The following is a 19899-nucleotide window of genomic DNA, read 5'->3' as shown; positions in this document are numbered from 1 at the left end:
CCCGAGCCGGTCGGCCATCGACCCGGCCGTCAGCAGCAGGCCGCCGAAGGTCAGCGAGTACGCGCCGGTCACCCACTGGAGGGCGGTGGTGCCGCCGCCCAGGTCCCGGCCGATGGTCGGCAGTGCGATCGAGAGCAGGGTGTTGTCGACCATCTCGACGAAGAAGGCCAGGCAGAGCGCGGCCATCGGGATCCAGGCCGCGCGCAGCGACGGATAGGTGCGGGAAGCCGCGGGTGCGGCAGCGGTGGCAGTCATGACGGGCCTCCTTTCGTGGTTTCGGGCGGGGGCGGTCCGGGCGTCGCGCCGGGCGGGCGCGGGGTGCGGCCGTACCGGTCCGCGACGCACTATCGAACGTGGTTCTACTATAGAACCGAGTTCGATAATCCCGCAAATGTGATTGGATGGGAACCATGGCACCGACGCGACCGCACCCCGCCGAACGCCCGACCCGAGGGCGTCGACGTGCCTCGCACTCCATGGAGGCCGTCCTCGCCGCCGCCGTCGCCCTGCTGGACGAGGACGGCGAACAGGCCCTGACCCTGCGCGCCCTCGCGAGCCGGCTGGGCACCGGCGTCGGCAGCATCTACTGGTACGTCTCCGGCAAGGACGACCTGCTCGACCGCGCCATCGACCACGTCCTCGGCGGCGTCCTGACCGCCGTCGAGCAGCGGCCCGACACGGCCGACCCGATCGCCGACCTGCGCGCCATGGCCGTCACGCTGTTCGACGCGGTGGCGGACCGGCCCTGGCTCGGCGACCGCTTCCTGCGCAACATCGGCACCGAGGGCAACTCGCTGCGCCTGTACGAACTGCTCGGCCGGCAGCTGCTGCGCCTCGACCTCACCCCGAAGCAGCGCTTCCACGCCCTGTCGGCGGTCATCGGCGTCGTGGTCAGCAACGCCGCCGACCTGGGCCAGGAGGAACCGCCCGAGGAGGTCGTCGAGGGCGCCGTGGGCCGCGAGGAGTTCCTCGGCCGCTTCGCCGACAACTGGCGCGCCCTGGACCCGGAGCGCTACCCGTTCCTGCACCACATCGTGGACGAGTTCGACGGGCACGACGACCGCGAGCAGTTCCTCGCCGAACTCGACCTCACCCTGGCCGGGCTCCGCCTCCAGGCGGGCTGAGACCGGGCCGGGGACGCCCCGGGGCGTCCCCGGCCCGGTCTCAGCCCAGCCGGGACAGCGGCAGCCGCCCGGTCTCCGGCGCGGCGGGGGCGGCCGGCCCGGCCAGCGCCCGCAGGTAGTCCCCGCGCGCCACCGTCCGGGCCCCCAGGGCCCGGACGTGCGGGCTGTCCCACTGCACGTCCAGCAGCCGCCCCCCGGCGGCGGCGAACCGGGCGGCCAGGTCGGCGACGGCGGTGCGGTCCGCGCCCGGCCGGCGCCCGAACATCGAGTCCAGGCTCAGCACCCCGCCGACCACGACCCCGAACGCGCCGCCCACCAGCTCCGGCCCGTCCCAGACCTCGGCGCTGTGCGCGACGCCCGCCCGGTGCAGCCGGGCCAGCGCCGCGCGCAGCGCCGGCGTCAGCCAGACCGGCCGCCGCCCCTCCGCGCAGCCCGCCACCACCTCGGCGAAGGCGCGGTCCGCCGTGCTGTACCCGTCCGCCCCGGCCCGCAGGCTCCGGCGCAGCCGGGTCGCCAGGTGCACCTCCCCCGGCGCCAGGACCGGGCGCGGATCGGGGGACCACCAGGCCAGCGCGTACGGGTCCTGCCCGACCGGCCCGGGCAGCAGTGCGATCCGCCCGGCCGCCACCTCCGAGCCGTGGCGGACCTCGTGGAACGCGGCCGCCATCTCGTCGGCCGGCATCGGGAACAGGCCGCGCCGGTAGGCGGCCAGCAGCACCGGGCCGGTCAGCTCCGCGCCGAACGCCACCGGGGCGTCGGCGGGCGCGCGGGCGAGGTCGAGCCCGTCGAAGGGGTCCGGTCCGTCGAGGGCGTCCGGCCCGTCGAAGGGGTCCGGTCCGTCGAAAGGGTCCGGTCCGTCGAAAGGGTCCGCTTCGGCGGCGGGGTCCGGCCCGTCGAAGGCGTCCGGTCCGTCGGCGCTGCTCACCGCGGCCTCAGCCCGCCCGGCCCGGCAGCAGCCCGGTGCCGTCCAGCTGCGCCAGGCAGCGGTCCAGCAGCCCGGCGTCGACGTCCGGCAGCACGATGCCGCTGCCGGCCAGGGCGGCCTCCGCCCGGGAGCGGTCGAAGCGCGGGAAGACCGGCCGGAAGTACAGCTCGCTGATCGACAGCCCGGTGCCGGGCGCCCGGTCGACGAACAGCGGCGCGTACGGCGCGATCGGGTGGGACGGGTGCGCGGCCGCGAAGGCCACCAGTTCGCGCACCCACTCCCGGTAGGGGACGGCGGTGAGCGGACGGCCGGCGGCCGCCATCCGGGCCGCCAGCTCGGGCAGCGAGGCCGGTCGCGGCGAGGCGAGGTGGTAGACGTCGCCGCGGGCCGGGGCGTGCGCGGCGATGTGGGCGGCGGCCCGGGCGAACCGGTCGGCGGGCACGAAGTCCAGCGGCAGCCGCACCTGCGGGTAGCGCCCGCTCTCGGCGAAGTACAGCACCAGCGCCCACAGCTCGGTCGCCGGGTTCATCGCCCCGCCGGCCAGGTCCCCGGTGACGTCGTTGGTGCGGATCACGGTGACCGGCAGCCCCTGCGCCGCCGCCCGGTGCAGCAGCTGCTCGGCGACCCACTTGGACTCCACGTAGCCCACCCCCAGGTGCTCGGGGTGGGCGAGCGGGGTGCGCTCGTCCACCCCGTCGACGCCGACCGCCCCGAAACCGGCCAGCACGGCCAGCGTCGAGACGTAGTGGACGGGCACGCCCCGGCGGTGCCCGGCCAGCCGGACGACCTCCCGGGTGCCGTCCACGTTGGCGCGCCGCAGCTGGTGGTACGGGTAGAGGAAGTTGACCCGGGCGCCCAGGTGGTGGATCGCGTCGAGGTGCTCGGCCAGCCAGTCGAAGCGGTGCTGCGGCAGGCCCAGCAGGGGCTCGGTGAGGTCCCCGGTCAGCGGGACGACCCGCGGGTCCGTCAACTGCCGCCCCAGGAAGCGCCGCTGGGCGTCGTGCAGGCGCTCGGCCGCCGCCGCCCGGTCCGGCGCCCGGACCAGGCAGTGGATCCGCGCCCCGGTGGTGGCGAGCAGCGTCTCCAGCAGGTGGGCGCCGCAGAAGCCGGTCGCGCCGGTGAGCAGGATCTCGGCGGGCCGTACCCGGTCCGGCGCGGGCCCGCCGCCGCCGCGCACCGGGCAGCGCACCTCGGCCTCCGCGTTCCAGTCGATGCCGCCCGCCCCCGGCCCGGCGCCGGCCGGGCCCCCCGCGCGGGCGGCCCGGACCGCGGCGGCGAACGCCCGCAGCGTCGGCTCGCCGAGCAGGGACCGGGTCAGGCCGCGCACCAGGGTGACGTCGAGGTCGGCCAGCAGCCGGACCCGGGCCAGCATCTCCATGGCCAGCAGCGACGTCCCGCCCAGGGCGAAGAAGTCGTCCAACGGCTCGACGTGGTCCACGCCGAGCAGTTCGGCCCAGAGCCGGCCGATGGTCAGCTCGGTCGCGTCCGCGGGAACGCCGTCGCCCGGCCCCGGCGGCGGCGCGGCGGCGTGCACCGCCGACGCGGGCGGGGCCGGCAGCGCCCGGCGGTCGATCTTCCCGGCCGCGGTGAGCGGCATCGCCGCCAGCGGCACGAACGCGGCCGGGACCATGAACGCGGGCAGGTAGCGCGCCAGGTGGGCGCGGATCGGCGCGACCCGCTCCGGCGCGCGGGCCGTCTCCGGGTCCGCCGTCGTGTAGTACGCGGTGAGGGCGGCGCTGCCGTCGGGGGCGGTCCGGTCGGCCAGCACCTTCGCCAGCCGGACCTCCGGGTGGGCGGCCAGCACCGCCTCCACCTCGCCCGGGTCGACCCGGAAGCCGCCGACCTTCACCTGCTCGTCGACCCGCCCGAGGATCTCCAGGACACCGTCCGGCCGCAGCCGCCCGGTGTCGCCCGTCCGGTACACCAGCGCCCCCGGCTCCCCGGCGGACGGGTCCGGCACGAACGCCTCGGCGGTCGCGGCGGCGTCCCGCCAGTAGCCCAGCGCCAGGCCCGGACCGGCCAGGTGGATCTCGCCCTTCCCGCCCGGCGCCACGGGTGCGAGCCGCCCGTCCAACAGGTGCACCCGCACCCCGGGCAGCGGCCGGCCGATCGGCGCCGGCGCCGTCGCGGCGGCGTCCCCGAGCACCTCGGCCGTCACCTCGCAGAGGGTGGAGGTGATCGCCGCCTCGCTCACCCCGTAGGCGTTGAGCAGCCGCACCCCCGGCAGCCGGGCCAGGAAGGCCCGGCAGTCGTCCACGTGCACCACGTCCCCGCCGACCAGGACCAGCCGCAGCCCCGTCCGGCCCAGCTCGCCCGGCTCCAGCTGCGCCACCAGGTGGTGCCAGTACGCGGGGGTGAGGTCGGCCACCGTCAGGCGCAGCTCCCCGATCCGCTCCAGCAGCTCGGTCGGCGCCCACGCGTCGACCCCGCCGAGCACCACCGCGGCGCCCCGGGTCAGCGGCGCGAGGACCTGCTCCAGCGCGGTGTCGAAACCCAGCGCGCCCAGCTGCAGCACCCGGTCGCCCGGCGCCAGCCCGTACGCCCGGCCGACCCGGTCCAGGGTGAACGCCAGCGGCCCGTGCGCCACGGCCACGCACTTGGGGACGCCGCTGGAGCCGGAGGTGTGGATCAGGTACGCCAGGTCGCCCGGACCGAGCGGGGGCGGCTCCTCGACGGGACCCGCCGCGTCCGGCCCGAGCACCCGCACCCCCGGCCAGCCCGGGGCGCCCGCCGCCACGGCCACGGCCGCCCCGCACCGCGCCACCACCCGGTCCTGCCGCTCGGCGGGCCAGGACGGGTCCACCGGCAGCAGGCCGCCGCCCGCGCCGAGCACGGCCAGCCAGGCGACCACCAGGTCCACGTCCCGGGGCAGCCGGACCGGCACGGGGTCGCCCGGCCTGACCCCGGCCGCCCGCAGCGCCCCGGCCAGCCGGGCGGCGCGCAGCGCCAGCTCCCGGTAGGACAGCGTGCCGCCCTCGCCCAGCACGGCGAGCGCCTCCGGGTCCCGCGCCGCGCGGGCCCGGAACGCCTCGTACGCCGGGACCGGCCCGCCCGGACCGGGCCGCGGGCCGTCCCCGGACCGGGCCGCCAGGCCCAGCTCCGACGGCCGCCAGTTCCGGTCGACGAACGCCCGGCAGTCCGGGCGCCCGGCCGGCCCGAAGACCGGCTCCCACCCGTCCGTCCGGGCCGCCGCGGCCGGTCGGATAGCGTGCCGCCCGGAGGCGTCGCGGATCACCGACCAGCTGGTCCCATCCGGCGGGGGAGGACCGTCCGCCGTACCGCCTGCTCGTTCCACCACAGGACTGACCTCGCTCGCGCGGGCAACAGAAACAGATACGAAATTGTGCTATTCGACTATATGCGCCCATGGTGGACGAAGGTGTTCGCAAGCCGTCGATCCGGGACCCTACCGGCAGGAGGTAGCGCCATGACAGCCCGTCGCCGGCTCCTGATGGCCTGCTTCCTGGCGTGGATGGCACTGCTGACCGGCATCTACTACGCCAACCCCGACCAGCGGATCATCTGGTGGACCGGGATCGGCATGAGCGGCGCCGCCGCCGTCGTCACCGGCGTCCGGCTGAACCGGCCCGCGCACGCCACGCCCTGGTACCTGCTGGCCCTCGCCAACGTCAGCTTCACCGCCGGCGAGGTCACCCAGGTCGTCCAGACCCAGTTCCTGCACCTCGACAACCCGTTCCCGTCCGTCGCGGACGTCTTCTACCTCGCCGAGTTCGTGCTGTACGCGGCCGGCGCCCTGCTCTTCATCCGCCGCCGCAAGTCCAGACAGGACTGGGCCGGGCTGCTCGACGCCCTGATCCTCACCATGAGCCTGGCGCTGCTCGGCTGGATCTACCTGATCCTGCCCTACACCCGCAACCCCGACCTCGACTGGTTCTCCAAGGCCGTCTCGATCGCCTACCCGCTCGGCGACATCGTCGTCCTCGCCCTGCTGCTGCGGCTGCTCACCCCCAGCGGCGGCGCCAGCCGCTCGCTGCAACTGCTCACCGTCGGCACCGTCGGCATCCTGCTCTCCGACACCGCCTACGGACTGATCCAGCTGCACGGGAACTGGCACATCGGCACCCCCGTCGACCTCGGCTGGGCCGTCCTCTACGCCGCCTGGGGCGCGGCCGCCCTCCACCCCTCGATGGTCGAACTCACCCACCCGCTGCCCACCCAGCAACCCGGCCTGGGCACCGGACGGCTGCTGCTGCTCACCGCCGCGGCGCTCATCGCCCCCGCCATCCTGCTGGCCGAGTGGGTGGCCGGGAACACCGCCAACACCGGCGTGATCGGCGCCTTCTCGGCCGTCCTGTACCTGCTGGTGCTGGCCCGGCTCGCCGTCGTGGTCGCCGCCTACCGGCAGGCCGCGGTGCGCGAGCGCACCCTGCGCGAGGCCGGCTCGCGGCTGACCGCCGCGGTCACCGTCGACGAGATCGCCACCGGCGTCGAGAGCGCCGCCTCGGCCCTGATGCCCGCCCGCCCCGGCCACCCCGTCCGGCTCGCCGTCGCCCGGACCCCGCACTCCCGGCCGGCCGGCGCCCCGACCGCCCCGCCCACCGAACAGGTCGGCGCGCTGCTCGCCCTCGCCTCGCCGGACACCACGCTGCTGCTGCCCGCCGACGACCTGCGCGGCACCTCGGCGGCCTTCCCGCACGGCCTGCCCCACGTGCTGCTCTGCCCGCTCACCCTCGCCGAACGGCCCTCCGGCGACCCGCTGCTCGGCGTGCTGGTCGCGGCCGGCACCGAACAGGAACTGGCCGACCTGCGCGGCCCGCTGGAGATCCTCGCGGCCCAGGCCGCGCTCGCCGTCGAACGGGTGCTGCTCAGCCAGGAGATCAACCACCGCAACAGCGAGCTGTACTTCCGCACCCTGGTGCAGAGCGCCAGCGACGTCATCCTGATCCTCGACGACGACGACACCGTCCGCTACGCCTCCACCTCCGCGGCCCGGGTGCTGGGCCACGCCCGGCTGGACGGCACCCCGCTGACCGACCTGGTCCCGCCCGGCGACGTCCGGGGCGTCGTCCGGACCCTGGAGCGGATCCGCACCCGCGGCTTCCCCGTCCCCGGCGACGGCCAGGACCAGCCCCGCGAGCACTGGCGGCTGGTGCGGCCCGACCGCACCCCGATCGAGGTCGAGGTCCGGTTCAACGACCTGCGCGCCGACCCGACCGTCGAAGGACTGGTGCTCACCCTGCGCGACGTCACCGAGCAGCGCGCGATGGAGCGCGAACTCACCCACCTGGCCTTCCACGACCCGCTGACCGGCCTGGCCAACCGCGTCCTGTTCCAGGACCGCGCCGCGCACGCCCTGGAGCGGACCGCCCGCAGCGGCCTGGTCACCGGCGTGCTCTTCATCGACCTCGACGACTTCAAGGCCGTCAACGACACCCAGGGCCACGCCGTCGGCGACGAACTGCTGCTCTCGGTGGCCCGCCGGGTCTCCGGCGCCCTGCGCAGCTCCGACACCGCGGCCCGGCTCGGCGGCGACGAGTTCGCCGTCCTGGTCGAGGACGCCCGCACCCCCGCCGACGTCGACGCCGTCGCCGACGGCCTGCTCGCGCTCTTCGCCGAACCGTTCGTGCTCGGCGCCGGCGCCGCCCGGGTCTCGGCCAGCATCGGGGTGGCCACCACCGAGGACAGCTCCGACACCACCGAACTGCTCGCCCACGCCGACCTCGCGCTGTACGCCGCCAAGGACGCCGGACGGCGGCAGCGCCGGCACTACCGCTCCGCGCTCCAGACCCGGCTGCTGCGGCGGCACGAGCTCTACGAGAACCTCGACGACGCGCTCACCGAGTCCGCGTTCCGGCTGCACTACCAGCCGATCGTCGCCCTCCAGGAGGGCGTGCTGACCGGCTTCGAGGCGCTGATCCGCTGGCCGCACGACCGGCACGGCATGATCCTGCCCGACGACTTCATCTCGGTCGCCGAGGAGAGCGGCCAGATCGTCCAGCTCGGCGCCTGGGTCCTCGAACAGGCCGCCCACGAGGTCGGCAAGTGGGCGGACGAGGGCGGCGCCCCCGGACGGCCCCGGCTGCGGGTGAACGTCAACGTCTCCGCCCGCCAGTTCCGCGACGCGGGCTTCCTCGACACCGTCCGCGAGGCGCTCGACACCTCGCGGATCGAACCGACGGCGCTGGTCCTGGAACTCACCGAGTCCGTGCTGATGCGGCGCGACAACCGGGTCCTCGCCGACATGGAGGAGCTGACCGCCCTGGGCGTCGGCATCGCGATCGACGACTTCGGCACCGGCTACTCCTCGCTCTCCTACCTGCGGGAGTTCCCGATCTCCATGCTGAAGATCGACAAGACCTTCATCGACGGGCTCGGCGCCTCCCCGCAGCAGCACGCCCTGGTCGAGGGCATCGCCCGGATCGCCGACACCCTGGGCGTGACGGTCATCGCCGAGGGGATCGAGACCACCGCCCAGCGCGACCTGCTCGCCGCGATGGGCTGCCCGCTCGGCCAGGGCTACCTCTTCGGCCGCCCGATGACCGCCGTCCAGGCCCGGGAACTGGTGCGCAGCCAACGGACCTTCGAGGAGTAGCCGCGCCCGTCCGGTGGGGCCGGGGGCCGGGGTCCGGGGGACGGGGCGGGGGGACGGCGGGGCCGGGTGCGTGGGGCCGGGGACCGGTCAGCCGAGGTCGGCCTGCATGCCGGCGAGCAGCCAGTCCAGGGCGCGGTGGAACTCGCGCTCGCGGAGCAGGTGTTCGGGCTCGCGGGGGCGGTCGGGGAGGACGCCGGAGTCGGCGAGGCCCGGGAGGTCGCGGACGGCCTCGGTGATCTCCTCGACCAGCTCCTCGGTGGTGCTGCCGGCCTCGGCGGCCTTCTCGGCCCAGTTCACCTCGGTCGAGGTGAAGCCGTAGGTGTACTGGAAGATCGCGGAGAGGGCGGCCATCGCGTCGGTCCCGGAGAGCGGGGAGGCGCGGGCGATCTCCAGGGCGCGGGCGGAGAAGCGGACCGAGTTCGGCCCGATGTTCAGGTAGTCGGCGTAGATCCGGACCGCCCAGGGGTGCGCCAGCATCGCGGCGCGCCACGTCACGGCGAGGGCGCGCAGGCCGGACTGCCAGTCGGTGCCGTCCCCCGCCCCGGGCAGCACCATCTCGCCGGCCACCACGTCCAGGGCGAGCTCCAGCAGGTCGTCCTTGTCGGCGACGTACCAGTACAGGGACATCGGCGTGACGTCGAGCCGGGCGGCCAGGGCGCGCATCGAGAACCTCGCCTCGCCCTGCGCGTCCAGCAGCCGGACCGCCGCGGCGACGATCACCTCGCGGTCCAGGCTGCCCGGACCGCCCTCGCCCGCGCGCGGGGAACGGCGGCCGCGCACCGGCCCCGGGGTGAGCCACACGCTCTTCTTGACCTGCGAGGCTCGCTTGGTGGCCACGCTGCTCCTTCGCTTCGACGGGGTGCCACCACGGTACGGCTCCGGGCCCGTGCGGCGAGCACGGGCCCGGCGGGGGGCCGGTCCGAGGTGGGGCGTCAGCGCGGGGCGGGGACGGGCTCCGGCTCCGGCTCCGGCCGGGCCGCGGGGGCGGCCGGAGCCGGGCGGTCGGCGCGGTACAGCAGGGCGGCGGAGAGCAGGCCGCCGAGCAGCACGGCCGCCGCGCCGATCAGCTGACTGGACGTCAGCCCGTGGGCGAAGGAGCTCCGCACCGCGCCGCGCGCGGCCTCGCCCGGGGCGGCGGCCAGGGCCTCCGGCAGCGACTTCGCCGCCGCGGCCGGGACGCTCTCCGGCAGGCCCGCCGCGAAGCGCGAGCCGAGCACCGCGCCGAGCACCGCCACGCCCAGACCGCCGCCGAACTCGGTCACCGTGCCCTGCACGCCCGCACCGGCCCCGGCCCGCTCCGGCGGGATGGCGCCCATCACGGCCGCCGCCATCGCCGGGCCGGCGACCGCGATGCCGCAGCCCATCAGCAGCAGCCCGGCCAGCAGCCCCGGGTACCCGTGGCCCGAGCCCATCGCGGCGAGCAGGGCCAGGCCGCCGGCCAGCAGCCCCATGCCGAGGGCGACGGCCCCCGCGAAACCGACCTTCGGCAGCAGCCGGGCGCCCACGCCCGACAGGTTGAGCAGCACGATCACCAGGGCCAGCGGCGACATCCGCAGGCCCGCCTCCAACGGCCGGTAGCCGAGCACCAGTTGCAGGTACTGGGTGAGCAGGAACAGCGAGCCGGCCATCCCGAAGGCGACCAGGATGCCGCCCGCCACCGCGCCGTTGAAGCGCCTGTCCCGGAAGAAGGCCATGTCCAGCATCGGGGTGGGGGTGCGGACCTCCCAGGCCACGAAGCCCGCCAGCGCGGCCAGGCCGACCGCCGCCGCGAACAGCACCGGGCCGGAGCCCCAGCCGTGCACCGGCCCGGAGATGATCGCGTACACCAGGCCGACCATGCCGACGGTGGAGAGCACCGCACCCGGCACGTCCGGCCGGCGGCCCGACGGGTCCCGGCTCTCCGGGAGCAGGCGGGCCACCGCGACCAGGCCGAGCAGCGCCACCGGGATGTTGACCAGGAAGATCGAGCCCCACCAGAAGTGCGCCAGCAGCACGCCGCCGAGCAGCGGGCCGCCCGCGAAGCCCAGCGAGCTGACCGCCCCCCAGATGCCGATCGCCTTCGGCACCTCGGGGCCGTGGAACACCTGCATCACCACCGCCAGCGTGGTGGTCATCAGCAGCGCGCCGCCGATGCCCATGCCGGCCCGGGCGGCGATCAACTGCCCGGAGGACTGGGCCAGGGCCGCCGCCGTCGACCCCAGGCCGAACAGCGCGAGACCCACCAGCAGCGCCCGCTTGCGCCCGTACCGGTCGGACAGGCTGCCGGCCGTCAGCAGCAGGCCGGACTGGACCAGTGCGTAGGCGTTGATCATCCACTGGATGTCGGCCGTGCCCGCGCCCAGGTCCTCCGTCAGGGAGGGGATGGCCACGTTGAGCACGGTGTTGTCGAGCAGCACCACCAGCGTGGCCAGGCAGACCACCGCCAGGATGACCCACCGCCGCGGGTGCGGAGCGGCGGGCGGGGGGACGGACGGCTGTGACAAGGGGGCTCCCGGGGACGGCGGGCACGGCCGGTCGACCGCGCGTTGTACACCGTAGAGGAGTCCTTCTACGGTGTACAACGGATTTCCCCGGGGGCGGGCGGGCGGCGCAGTCCGGGGGTGGCGGTTCCGATCAGGGCGACGGCGGCGAGGCAGAGCAGGCCGCCGCTGATCAGGGCGGTGGTGCCCGAGGTGGCGGAGGCGACCAGGCCGCCGCGCAGGTTGCCCAGGTCCGGTCCGGCCTGTCCGACGATCTGCTCGGCCGCGCCGACCCGTCCCAGCAGCGCGTCCGGGGTGTGCAGTTGGACGACGGTCCCGCGGGCGACCACGGACACGGTGTCCGCCGCCCCGGCCAGCACGAGCAGCCCCAGCCCCGGCCACGGGCTCGACACCAGGCCGAACAGGGCCAGTGCGACGCCCCAGGCCGCAGCGGCGGCCAGCATCACCGGCGCCTGGTGCGGCCGCCGGGTGAACGCCCCCGACAGGACGGAGGCGGCGACGCCGCCCGCCGCGATCGCGGTCAGGAACAGCCCCAGGGTGCGCGGACCGCCGTCGAACCGCTCCGCGTTGACCAGCGGGAACAGGCTGATCGGCATGGACAGCACGGTGGCGGCCAGGTCGGTGAGCAGCGCGGCGCGGACGACCGGCGTCCGGGCCAGGAACGCCAGGCCGTCCCGCACGTCGCGCAGCCCCGCGCGGCCCGCCCGGGCGGTGCCGGCGGGGCGGGCGGTGGCGGCAGCGGCGGGGTCGGCGCCGGGCGCGGCGTCCGGGCGCATCCGGGGCAGGCGGAGAGCCGCGTACAGGGCGGCCGCGAAGCTGAGCGCGTCGGCCAGGTAGCAGCCGCCGACGCCCGCCCACGCCACCAGCAGCCCGCCCAGTGCCGGGCCGAGCAGCATCGCGCCCTGGAACGCGACCCGGTTCAGGGCCAGGCCCGCCGCCAGCTGCCCGGGCGGGAGCAGCCGGGGCGGGAAGGTCCGGGCGGCCGGGCCCGCGGCCGCGACGAAGACGGACTGCCCGGCCACCAGCGCGACCACCCCGGCGGGCGGGAGGTACCCCAGCGGTGCCTGGGCCGCGAGCAGCAGCGCGCACCCGGCCTGCCCGGCGGTGGCCAGCAGGTACAGCGTCCGCCGGTCCGAACGGTCGACCAGCGCGCCGGCGAACAGCCCGAGCGCCAGCAGCGGCACCGCCTGGGCCAGGCCCACGGCGCCGGTCCACACCGTGCTGCGGGTGTGCTCCCAGACCTGGAACGCGACGGCCACCAGCGCCATCTGGCCGCCGAGGCCGGAGACCGTCCCGCCGAGCCACAGCCGCCGGAACGCGGGCGACTCGCGCAGCGGGGCGACGTCGAGCAGCAGCCGGCGGCCGGTCACCGCCACCGCGGGTCACCGGCCAGCCGTCCGAGGATCCGCTCGTGGAAGCTGCGGCGGGCCAGCGCCCGCTCGATGTCCTCAACCACCCGGCTGAGCGGGTACGGGAGTTCGGCCTCCAGCTCGGCGAGCGCGGCCTCGGTGGCCTCCCACTCGGCGGCCAGCCGGCCGACCACCTCCCGCGCCTTCGCGGTCAGCGTGACCTTCTTGCTCCGGGCGTCGGCCCCGGGCACGGTCTCCACCCAGCCCGCCCGCCGCATCGCGGCCACCTTCTGGCTGAGCGCCGAGTGCGTGTGCCGCACCGACTCGGCCAGCTCGGTGATGGTCATCGGCCCGCGCGCGTGCAGCCGGAGCAGCTCCAGCACGAAACTCGGCCGGAGCCCCTCGACGGGCGTCTCGGCGTAGACCCGGCCGATCTCCTCGTCCATCGACGCCTGGAGCAGGCGGAGCGGGCGCCAGAGGCTCAGCTCGGTGGGGTCGGTGGGGCCGGCTGGGTCGGCGGGGCCGGCGGGGGTGGGGGTTCCGGTCACGCGGCCACTGTAACAGCGCTTGTACAAGCGCTGTTGTATCCGGTCAGGACCCGGCGGGCGGGGCCGGTTCGCCGGGGAGGGGGGTGCCGGTGCGGACCAGGGTGACGTCCGGGGCCGGGGCGATGCGGGTGCCGGGCGGGAAGGGGAGCGGTTCGTCCGGGATCAGGTCCTGCCAGTCCGGGGCGCCGGGGCCGGGGAGGCGGTAGCGGGCGCCGATGTCGGTGGCCCGGACGGTGACGGTGCCGTCCTGGAAGGAGACCAGCAGGGGGGTGCTGTCGACCGAGAGGGAGAGCGGGAACGAGGACCCCTCCTCGACGGTGAACTGGCCGGAGCAGAACTGGTCGGTGACGGCTTTGAGGTGGGCGACGGCCGGGCGGGGGGCGGCCGGGAGCAGGGGGGTGCGGTGTTCGGTGCAGACGGCGTCCAGTCCTTCGACGCTGGGCAGCGGCGGCGGGGTCGGGCCGGGGGCGTAGCGGGCGCACCCCTCGGTCGGGCAGCGCCAGGTGCGGCGCACGAGGTGGCCGAAGTCGGCGGAGGACGGCCGGGGGGCGGGGGCGGGGCGCGGCAGCAGCCGGAGGGTTCCGTCGGGTTCGGCGTGCGGGACGAGACGGGTCACCCACGGGCCCAGCGGGCCGTCCGGGAGGGTCGGGTCGGAGGAGATCACCGGGGTGTCGAGGATCGCGGCGAGTTCGAGCAGCCGGGCCCGGTGCGGGGCGGCGGCCTCGACCAGCTCGTTGTCGATCCAGTCGCGGACGACCGCGCGGTCCCGGCGGTCGAGGCCGTCCAGGACGGCCGGGTCGACGATCGGGTGGATGCCGGTGGCCGGGTCCCGGCGGTGGCCGATCAGGGCCCGCAGGAGCGCGTAGACCTGCTCCACCAGGTCGGCCGGGGCCGAGCGGATCAGGTCCGTGAGGTCGAGCAGCGCGTCGGCGGCACCCGGGACGGTGGTGAACGCGCTCTGGATGCGGTCGAGTTGGGTCGGGTGCGGGGTGGAGTGCGGGGCGCCGAGCCGGTCCAGCGCGGCGGTGGCCACGGCCGCCCACCAGTGGCTCCCGGCGGTCAGGGCGAGGTCCAGGGCGAGCCGGTAGGCGTCGGCGGCCCGGGCCCGGTCGACGGATTCGAGGCGGTGACCGCCGTCGACGGCGTCGCAGATCAGCGACTCGTTCCGGCCGGGGCGGAGTCGCACCGCGCCCGGTGTCGGCGTGGCGAAGGGGTCGACCAGCAGGACGCGGGCCTCGACGCCGGTCAGGGCGGACAGGAACTCGTCGGGCCGGAACGGGGTCTCGCCGTCCGGTCGGCGGGCGGTGAGGACCAGCAGCAGGTCCGCGCGGTGCCGGGCCAGGTGCTCCAGGACGGCCTCCCGGTCGGGTCGTTCGAGCCCCAGCCGCTCGCCGAGCTCCTCCCACCGCCGGGCGGGGTCCAGGCTCTCGCCGGGCACGCGGACCTGCCGGACGCGGTCGGTCAGCGGGCCGAGGCAGCGCAGGACCGTGGCCAGCGGCAGCCGCGTGGTGCTGGAGAACTCCCGCGGGGCGGTGTCGTGGATGCCACCGGTGAGCCAGGACACCAACGAGTCCAACAGGTGGGCGGGTCCGGGCTCCCGCGCTTCGGCGGGCCTGGCCTCGGGGGTGAAGAACGGCAGCAGGTCGTCCGTGGTGTCCGCCGTGGCGAGGGTGCCGATGTGCAGGCGTTCCCGCAGGTGGACCCCGACCTCGGGCGACTGGAAGACGCCGACGGCGAAGGCGGTGAGCAGGCCCGACATGCTCTCGGAGAAGGCCGGGGCGGGGGAGTTGCGGACCAGCAGGGTGAGGGCCGGGCTCCCCGGCGGCGGGGTGGCGGGCTCGGCGCGCAGCGGGTGCTGGTCGACGATCAGGAGCAGGCGGCCGAGGCGGCCGAAGGAGCGGCGGAACTCCTCCAGCCCGACGCGGCGGATCCGGCGGGGGCGGGCGGCGGACAGGCCGTCCGGGAGCAGGAGTTCGACCTGCTGGCCGAAGGCGGCCATCGAGTGGCCGGCCAGGTAGACCGCCACCAGGTCCCCGGGGCCGAGGCGGACCTGCCGCGCCCAGGCGCGCAGCAGGTCCACGGCGCTGCCGTCGCCGGTCGGCCCGGCCTGCTGGTAGCCGAGCCGGCCGAATCCGGTGGCGACCCGGGCGGTCGCCCTGAACAGGCCGGCCGCCTCGGGTTCGCCCTCGCCGGGGACGGCGACCCCGATGACGGGGAGGAAGAAGCGGCGGCCCGGGGCGGGGGCGGGCACGGGGGCGCCGGTGTGGGCCCAGGGGCGGGCGCCGGCGGGGAGGGTGAGCGGGCCGTCCGGGTCCGGGAAGAGCGCGGTGAAGCGGGCGCCCAACACGGCGGCGTGGGCGGCCAGGTGCTCGGAGACGGTGTCCACCACCTGCTGGGCCTCGTCGCGGCGCAGGGTGGCGAGCAGGCGCTCCCGGACGCCGGGGGCGAACTCGTAGGCGCGGCCCAGGGATTCGGTGGACGGGTCGTCGGGGACGGCGCGCAGCAGGCCGCTGAAGACGATCTCGGCGAGGTCGGCGGGCGGGCTGTCGGGCAGCAGCGCGGACTGCACCAGCCGCATCACGCCGAAGTTGAGCGGTACGGCGGACAGCAGGGCGGCGAGCCGGAACACCCGGGGCTGGGCCTGGGCCAGGAAGGAGTCGAAGCCGCCGGCGGGCAGGGCGGGGCGGTCGTCGGCCGGGGGTTCGGCCGGCGGCCGGGACGGGGGACCGGGGGCGAGCAGGACGGCGGGCGCGTCGTAGGCGTGCGGCCCGGCGGTGGCGCGGGCCCACGGGGCGAGCCACTCGGGGGAGAGGCCGAGGACCGGCACGGCGAGGGTGCCGGGCGGCTGCGGGGGCGGGACGAGGGCGTACGGGGTGAACCGGGGGTGCGGGTCGGCGGGGGCGGCGGTGCGGAAGCGGCCGGGCTCGGGGGCCAACGCCGTCTGCGCCCACAGGTGTTCGGGCAGGGTGTGCAGGACGGCGGTCGGCCCGGCCTGGGCCCAGCGGCGCAGGGCGGCACGCAGGCGCGGCCCGGCCCAGTCGGGGTGGACGCCGTCGGTGAGGACGAAGGTGGCGGTGCGGCCGGGCGGCCGGGCGGCGGTGTCGTCCCCGGGGGCGTCGGGGCCGGTCAGGCGGTGCAGCCGGACGTCCCGGAAGATGCCGGAACCGGCCAGCAGGGTGGCGAGTTCGCGGGCCAGCGGCTCCCACAGCACCGCGCTGTCGCCGTGCGCGTCGACGATCAGCCGGACGCCGAGCCAGCGCTCGACGCCGGGCACCAGCACCGGCCACCAGCGCGGGTCGCGGGCGAGGCGCTCGGCGGTGGCGTCCTCGTCCAGCGCGGTGCGGTCGGCGGACGGCACGCCGCGCTTCAACGGGCGCAGTGCGCGGGCGAGTTCGCGGCGGCGGGGGAGGGCGCGGCCGGTGCCGACCCGGACCGGCGAGGCGGGCAGCGGCGGGGTGCCCGCGGCGGGCACCGGGCCGGGCAGGTGGAGCGGGCGGCGCGGGGCGGGGGGCGGATCGCGCCGCGCGGGGCGGGGGTCGGTCCGGTCGGTGGGGGCGGGGCGGTGGACGCCGGGCTGCCGGAGCTTGACCGAGACGGCGTCGACCTCCCCTGGCGCGGGGGACGGGCCGCCGCCGAGGCGGGCGTGCAGCCACAGCAGGTCGGCGAGTTCGCGCCCGGTCGGGGCGGGACCGTCCGGGCCGGTGAGGTCGGCGAGCAGGGCGGCCAGGCGGCGGACGGCGTCCCGCCCCGGGCCGGGGGCGCCGCTCACGGCCGGCCGGGCGGGGCGTCGTTGAGGTGCTGCATGACCAGGTCGAGCAGGCGGTCCCGGTCCGGCCCGGCCGCACCGGCGGACGGCGCCAACAGGTAGACCGCGTTCAGGAGTTGGTCGGTGGCCAGCTCCCCGGTCGCGGCCCGGGCCAGGAACGCCCCGACGACGGCCTCGGCCGCCGCGCCCGCGCCCGGCAGGTGGGCCTCGACGATCGCGCGCAGCCGCGCGCCGTCCTGGTGCGCCGACGGCAGGTGCAGCCGGATGCAGCGGCGCAGGAACGCGGGCGGGAACTCCCGTTCGCCGTTGCTGGTCAGGATCACGAACGGGAACGCCCGGCACTGCACCGCCCCGCGGGTCACCCGCACCGCCGGCCCGCCGTCGTGCGGGCGCACCGCGACGGTCGGCTGCTGGTCGGCGGCCCGGGTCAGCTCCGGGATCTCGAAGCCGCCCTCCTCGAACACGTCCAGCAGGTCGTTGGGCAGGTCCAGGTCGCCCTTGTCGATCTCGTCGACCAGCAGCACCCGGGGCAGCGCGTACGGGGCGAGCGCGGTGCCGAGCGGACCGAGGCTGACGTACCGCCCGAGGTCGGTGGCGGCGGACGCCCCGGCCGGGGCGTCGGACTGGTGGCGGGCCAGGCCGGCGTCCTCCAGGCGACCCAGCGAGTCGTACCGGTACAGGCCGTCGCGGAGCGTGGTGCGGCTGTTGACGGACCAGCGCAGCACCGGGCCCAGTCGCAGTTCGCGGGCCACCGCGTCGGCCAGGGTCGACTTGCCGACCCCCGGGTCGCCGCTGACCAGCAGCGGACGGCGCAGGTAGAGCGCGGTGTTGACGGCGTCGACGGTGCGCTCGTCGGCCCGGTACGCGGCCCGGTGCGGCAGGCGGCGGCGGCCACCGCCGACCGCGTCGCGGTCCACGGCGGCCAGGGTGCCGTCCCGGCCGCCGTCGAACTCCCGCCAGGGCGGCGGGGGCGGCAGGTCGGCGATCCGGTCGTGGGGTCGGTCCACGCCCTGGTAGATGCGCCAGAGGGTCATCGCGGGAGTCCTTCCGTGGCGGGGGCGGTGGAAGTGCTGGGGGCGGGGTCGGGTGCGGTGGAGGCGGCGGGGGCGGTGGGCGCGGTCACCGGGGAGGTGGCGGCCGGGGCGAGCCGGGTGCGGGGCAGTTGGCGGGCCGGGTCGTCCCAGAGCAGCACCACCCGGTCGCCGAGCGGGGCGTCGGGGGCGTCCGGGCCCGGGTGCCGTTCCGCCTCGTGCAGCTCGGCCTCGTTGCGCAGGTCGCGGATCCGGTCGGGGGCGGCGTCCCGGTGGGTGTCGGCCAGCGCCGTGCGGGCCGCGCGCAGGAAGCGGCCGTCCGGACAGTCGCCCCGGCCGGGGGCGGTGCAGCCGGTGGCGCAGGCGCCCTGGTCGAGCGGGCGCGGGTCGGTGCCGCGCTCCCACAGCATCACCGGCACGCCGGAGGCCACCGCCACCCGGAACGCCTGCGCCAGCGCACCGCCGCGCGGCGCTCCGGCCAGGACCAGCGCGGCCAGCTCCGGAGCGGTGTTGAACGCGGCGTCCAGCGCCTGCGGACGCTGCTGCCGGCCGCGCCCGCACACGCAGACCAGCGCCCGGTCGAGCGACTGCTCCGCCAGGTGCTCCCAGCGCATCAGCCAGGGGTGGTGCAGCCTCGGCTCCTGGTGGCGCTCCAGCGGGCGGACCACCAGCCGGTGCTTGCGGCCCAGCGTCCACCACTCCAGCTCCGGCCAGAGCCGCCAGCCCGCGTAGTCCTCGTCCAGGGCCTCGTGCGGCAGGATCAGCTCCACCAGCGCCGGCCGCCCGGCCGCCCCGTCCAGGGCCTCCAGCGCCTCCACCGTCTCGATCTGCGGCGGCAGCGACTCGGCCAGCAGGCGCAGCGCCTGGGGGAGCGTCAGCTCGGCGGACTCGGGACCGGCCGGGACGATCTCCTCCGCGCCGCGGAACTGCCACACCCGCACGTGGTAGCGGCTGCGGTCGCGCAGCGAGTGCCGGACCCGGCCGATCACCGAGGGGCGCACCGGCGCGGCCGGACGGGGTGGGTGGTGCGGCGGGGCGGATGCCGGGGCGTACGCCGGGCTGCCGTCGATCCGCTGCCGGGCGGCCTCGCCCCGGCCGGTCTCCCCGGCCCGGATCAGCACCCGGTCGCGCAGCGCCCGGGTGAGCGGCGCGTCCCCGGGCAGGGCGCGCACCAGGTCGGCGCAGTAGGCGAGTTCGGGCGTCAGGTGGTCGCCGCCGAGGGTGACCCGGGCGGCCAGCTCCTGGTAGACGTCGCGGCGGTCGAGCAGCGGCAGGTCCGGCTCGAAGGTGCCCGGCGGGGCGGCGCGCAGGAACGCGGCGCGCAGGTCGGCGGCGGAGTCGGGGGGCAGTTCGGCGAGCAGTGCCAGGAACGCCCGGTCGGCGGCGCGTTCGGCGGTCCGGGCGGCGGCGGGTCCGTCCGCGTACCCGGTGGGCGGCGGGGCGTCGGCGAGCGAGCGCCAGCGGGCGTCCACGGCGTGGAAGCGGTCGTGCGCGGACAGCACCCGCCGGTACGCCGCCGGGTCGAGCAGCCGCAGCGCCGACACCGGCACCCCGTAGCCGCCCATCGCGCTGTCCTCCTGCCGGGTGGCCTTCACCACCGCCGTCACCCCGCCCGAGCGGTGGCTGAGCACCGGCCCGCCCGACAGCCCCGGGTTGACCTCGCCCGCCACCAGCTCCAGCATCGCCCGCCCCGGCTGCCCGGTCCGGCCGCCCGCCGCCAGGACGGCCGTCCGCGGGCCGAGGTCGCGGGTGAAACCGGTCGCCGTCACCCGGGTCCCGGACGGCGGCGCCTCCGGGTCCAGCCAGACGCACGGGTGGCCGGGCGGCGGGTCGGCCAGCTCCAGCAGGGCCAGGTCCGGGAACGGGTACAGCGGTCGACCGGCGGCCGCGGCGGCGTCCGGCGCCGCGGCGAGCACCGTGGCCGGGTGCGCCGCGCCCTCGTACTCCACCCGGACCCGCCCGCCCGCCGCGCCGCCGGCCACGTGGGCGCAGGACAGCACGAAGCCGGGCGCGACGAAGAACCCGCTGCCCTCGGTCCGGCCGTCCACCCGGACCCGGCAGCGTTCCAGCAGCGCCTGCAGGGCGGTCAGCGGATCGAAGTTCCGCATCGGGCGCGGGCCCCC

General features: G+C 77.0%; 12 protein-coding genes. 2 read left to right on the top strand and 10 right to left on the bottom strand.

Annotated features, from left to right (window positions below):
* On the bottom strand, positions 1–255 hold a 255-nt coding region (locus tag ACIQVD_RS19500), incomplete at its 3' end, for an MFS transporter (RefSeq protein ID WP_402290635.1).
* Positions 256–476: 221 nt separating this feature from the next.
* On the opposite strand from ACIQVD_RS19500, the gene ACIQVD_RS19495 reads away from it, so the two are divergent.
* A complete protein-coding gene (locus tag ACIQVD_RS19495) occupies positions 477–1124 on the top strand; it encodes a TetR/AcrR family transcriptional regulator (protein WP_402290669.1) in 648 nt (215 codons plus the stop codon).
* 40 nt (positions 1125–1164) lie between these two features.
* Here the strand turns inward: ACIQVD_RS19495 and ACIQVD_RS19490 are convergent, their stop codons facing one another.
* Complete coding sequence (locus ACIQVD_RS19490) at positions 1165–2049, bottom strand: leucyl/phenylalanyl-tRNA--protein transferase (RefSeq protein WP_402290633.1); 885 nt, start codon at positions 2047–2049, stop codon at positions 1165–1167.
* A gap of 7 nt (positions 2050–2056) precedes the next feature.
* Positions 2057–5284 (bottom strand): amino acid adenylation domain-containing protein, encoded by a 3228-nt coding sequence (locus ACIQVD_RS19485; protein WP_402290631.1) that lies wholly within the window; start codon positions 5282–5284, stop codon positions 2057–2059.
* 192 nt (positions 5285–5476) lie between these two features.
* Between ACIQVD_RS19485 and ACIQVD_RS19480 the strand changes: the two genes are divergently transcribed.
* Positions 5477–8602: a putative bifunctional diguanylate cyclase/phosphodiesterase gene (locus tag ACIQVD_RS19480; protein WP_402290628.1), complete on the top strand. Its 3126-nt coding sequence runs from the start codon at positions 5477–5479 to the stop codon at positions 8600–8602.
* Positions 8603–8689: 87 nt separating this feature from the next.
* On the opposite strand, the gene ACIQVD_RS19475 is transcribed toward ACIQVD_RS19480, so the two are convergent.
* The 7 genes from ACIQVD_RS19475 to ACIQVD_RS19445 all read right to left on the bottom strand — a co-directional run bounded on the left by ACIQVD_RS19475 (position 8690) and on the right by ACIQVD_RS19445 (position 19884).
* The gene (locus tag ACIQVD_RS19475; RefSeq protein ID WP_400680907.1) at positions 8690–9439 is read right to left on the bottom strand and encodes a TetR/AcrR family transcriptional regulator; all 750 of its coding nucleotides are present in this window, start codon (positions 9437–9439) and stop codon (positions 8690–8692) included.
* Between the two features lie 95 nt (positions 9440–9534).
* Entirely contained in the window at positions 9535–11085 is a 1551-nt protein-coding gene (locus tag ACIQVD_RS19470; RefSeq protein WP_400680908.1) for an MFS transporter, read from the bottom strand.
* Positions 11086–11150: 65 nt separating this feature from the next.
* Entirely contained in the window at positions 11151–12452 is a 1302-nt protein-coding gene (locus ACIQVD_RS19465; protein ID WP_402290666.1) for an MFS transporter, read from the bottom strand.
* A complete protein-coding gene (locus ACIQVD_RS19460) occupies positions 12449–12979 on the bottom strand; it encodes a MarR family winged helix-turn-helix transcriptional regulator (RefSeq protein WP_402290624.1) in 531 nt (176 codons plus the stop codon). Before ACIQVD_RS19460 ends, ACIQVD_RS19465 begins: the two co-directional genes overlap by 4 nt.
* Before the next feature lie 43 nt (positions 12980–13022).
* Complete coding sequence (locus ACIQVD_RS19455) at positions 13023–16748, bottom strand: SAV_2336 N-terminal domain-related protein (protein ID WP_402290621.1); 3726 nt, start codon at positions 16746–16748, stop codon at positions 13023–13025.
* Positions 16745–17779 carry an AAA family ATPase gene (locus tag ACIQVD_RS19450; RefSeq protein WP_402290618.1) on the bottom strand — a complete coding sequence of 345 codons (1035 nt, stop codon included), beginning with the start codon at positions 17777–17779 and terminating at the stop codon, positions 16745–16747. Before ACIQVD_RS19450 ends, ACIQVD_RS19455 begins: the two co-directional genes overlap by 4 nt.
* Complete coding sequence (locus tag ACIQVD_RS19445) at positions 17776–19884, bottom strand: trypsin-like peptidase domain-containing protein (RefSeq protein WP_402290616.1); 2109 nt, start codon at positions 19882–19884, stop codon at positions 17776–17778. The genes ACIQVD_RS19450 and ACIQVD_RS19445 overlap by 4 nt, the downstream gene beginning before the upstream one ends.
* Between the last annotated feature and the right edge of the window lie 15 nt (positions 19885–19899).

Source organism: Kitasatospora sp. NPDC090308 (genome assembly GCF_044769485.1).
GTDB classification, from domain to species: domain Bacteria; phylum Actinomycetota; class Actinomycetes; order Streptomycetales; family Streptomycetaceae; genus Kitasatospora; species Kitasatospora fiedleri.
This window is presented reverse-complemented; position numbering and strand designations above follow the sequence as displayed.